Genomic DNA, 2,275 nt, shown 5'->3' on the forward strand with positions numbered 1-2,275 from the left:
GTAGGACGTCGCAAAGCAAAAACCTAAGTCGATTCGACTTAGGTTTTTTTGTGTTTATTTTTATATACCAAATAACATAATCCGTAAATTTAGTAATCCTAAAATGTTAGTTTAAGGTAAGAATTACCTTTTTGTATAATTAAGTTGTAGAATGACTAAAAATATATGAAAACGTTATGTGGAAAATAACAATTCAGTTGTTTGTTACATAATGTTTTTTCATTTTTAAAGGATTTCGCATAAGAAAAAATCTATAATTAAGATGGTTAACATATATTTTTGATGGGTGTGGGGGATTATGAAAGAAATATGCATGTTATTAGTGGCTGTTATATTATGGGGGGCGGCCATTGCACCAACAAAGTGGGCGCTAGAATCTATTCAGCCATTTACTTTATTATTTATTCGCCTTTTATTCGCTGGTGGGATTTGCTTGCTATTCTCATTTAAACAATTAAAAAGATCAGTTGAACATAAACAAGTCCCGTGGAAAAGAATGAGTTTACTATCTTTTACTGGTGTAGCTGGGTACTTTATGTTCACATCTTACGGTATTTCTTTAACAAGCGGATTGCATGTTAGTATTATTGATGCTGCTTTACCTTTAGTTACAATTCTGTTTTCTGCGTTCTTTTTGAAAGAAAAAATTCAGCTTAATTATTGGATCGGTATTGCATTGGGGGTTGTCGGAGTACTTCTTATTACTATTCCATCTAGTAACGTCAATCAGGAAGTATCTTTAATAGGAGATATCCTTATTTTATTAAGCACTTTCTTATTTGCTTTCTATACAATATTGCTGAAAAGACCAAAACAAGAACAGTATCTATCAAACAATGTTTTTACAACATTAACTTTAATTATTGGGGCTGTTATTTTATTACCATTTGCAATGGCAGAAACTTTTTACTATGGTTTCCCAGAAATCGAAACATGGAAGACAGGATTTAGTGTAATGTATCTTGTTATCGGGGCAACAATTTTAGCGTATTGGTTTTGGAATAGAGCATTAGAGACAGTCTCAGCATCAGTAAGTGGGTTATATTTAAATGCATTACCATTAATAAGTATTGTTGCTTCAATTTTTTTATTAGATGAGTCTGTAACGTGGAAGATAGTAATAGGAGGAGGTTTAGTTTTAATAGGGGTAGGCTGGGCAGACAAACAAAAAATAAGTAAGTTATTAAAGAGAAATAACTTGAATAGTAAGGAATGCTAAGCAGTATGTTGTATATGGTTTAAATAAAAAAACACCTTATATATTAGGTGTTTTTTTATTTGGCAAAGATAATAGATTGAAATCAGTATGGGTATTCTCTACTATATTTATACGTATTGAAATCATTTTGAAATATTGTTTGAACGAGCTGTATACATTCTGTATCATAAAAGCTTTCGAAAGTTGGATGACGGGGAAATAAAGGGTCAGTAATATCAGCTTCGCTAAAATTCCCTTTATAAATCATGGCGGGAGTTTGATGATGCCATGATGTTGAGAACTCATTTATTGGTGCAGTTTTTAATTGGAAACGCTTTTCTAATGCCTTCATTTCCTGATTAAAGTTTTCTAAGTATATATAATTAGTCACATATTCTTCTTCATCAGCTATATATTGTTGTGTGAAATGCGGGTTAATACCATTTGCTTGAGCACCATTAATAAGTAGATAGTATAGAAATTGTTTGAATGAGAGCCCTTTGGAGGAATTTTCGTCTTGATATAGAAACTTTCGGATGGGCTTCCATTCGGGATTTTCTATATAAGGAGGTGCAATTAAGGATACGAAAGAACTGACTGCTCTCTTATAAGGGTTACGAACAAGTTTAAAAGTTTCTTTTTGTTTTTCTCGTAACGCTATACCTAGTCGTAGACTATAGGCAGGTGTACTTTTGTATATATCATATTCATAATTATGAATGAAAGGGCTATAACTTAGAGCTGTTTGTAATAAATTAATTTGGTAAAAGAACCAGTTGGCAAGAGAAGTACAACCACTTTTTTGGCTCCAAAATAGAATGATAGGAAAATTCTTATGATAGTGTGGATTTCTTGAATGGGCATTGATGATGTGTAATAAGGGAGAGTCGAACAATCTCTACACTCCTTTCAGATACTTTAATTATATGTATGGAAAATAAAGAGGAATATGAGTAGCTGTTTCATCTTTTCTAAAAAAGTGAAAGATTAATGTTGACTATTACTAAATAGGGGTGTAATATAAAACAAGTCGCCGATGACAACAACGTCGAAAGCGACAAACAAAATGAAAAACTT

2 protein-coding genes are annotated in these 2,275 nt (G+C 31.9%); one reads left to right on the top strand and one right to left on the bottom strand.

The window, feature by feature from the left end:
• The first annotated feature begins 298 nt into the window (after positions 1 to 298).
• Positions 299 to 1,219: a DMT family transporter gene (locus KI369_RS26700; RefSeq protein ID WP_212958527.1), complete on the top strand. Its 921-nt coding sequence runs from the start codon at positions 299 to 301 to the stop codon at positions 1,217 to 1,219.
• Positions 1,220 to 1,301: 82 nt separating this feature from the next.
• Here the strand turns inward: KI369_RS26700 and KI369_RS26705 are convergent, their stop codons facing one another.
• Entirely contained in the window at positions 1,302 to 2,093 is a 792-nt protein-coding gene (locus tag KI369_RS26705; RefSeq protein ID WP_212958535.1) for a sulfotransferase family 2 domain-containing protein, read from the bottom strand.
• Between the last annotated feature and the right edge of the window lie 182 nt (positions 2,094 to 2,275).

The organism is Bacillus sanguinis, from assembly GCF_018332475.1.
GTDB lineage: Bacteria > Bacillota > Bacilli > Bacillales > Bacillaceae_G > Bacillus_A > Bacillus_A sanguinis.

What these genes read in the sequence shown, in the direction of transcription:
- KI369_RS26700 (WP_212958527.1), top strand. Translation starts at nt 299, where the DNA reads ATGAAAGAAATATGCATGTTATTAGTGGCTGTTATATTATGGGGGGCG.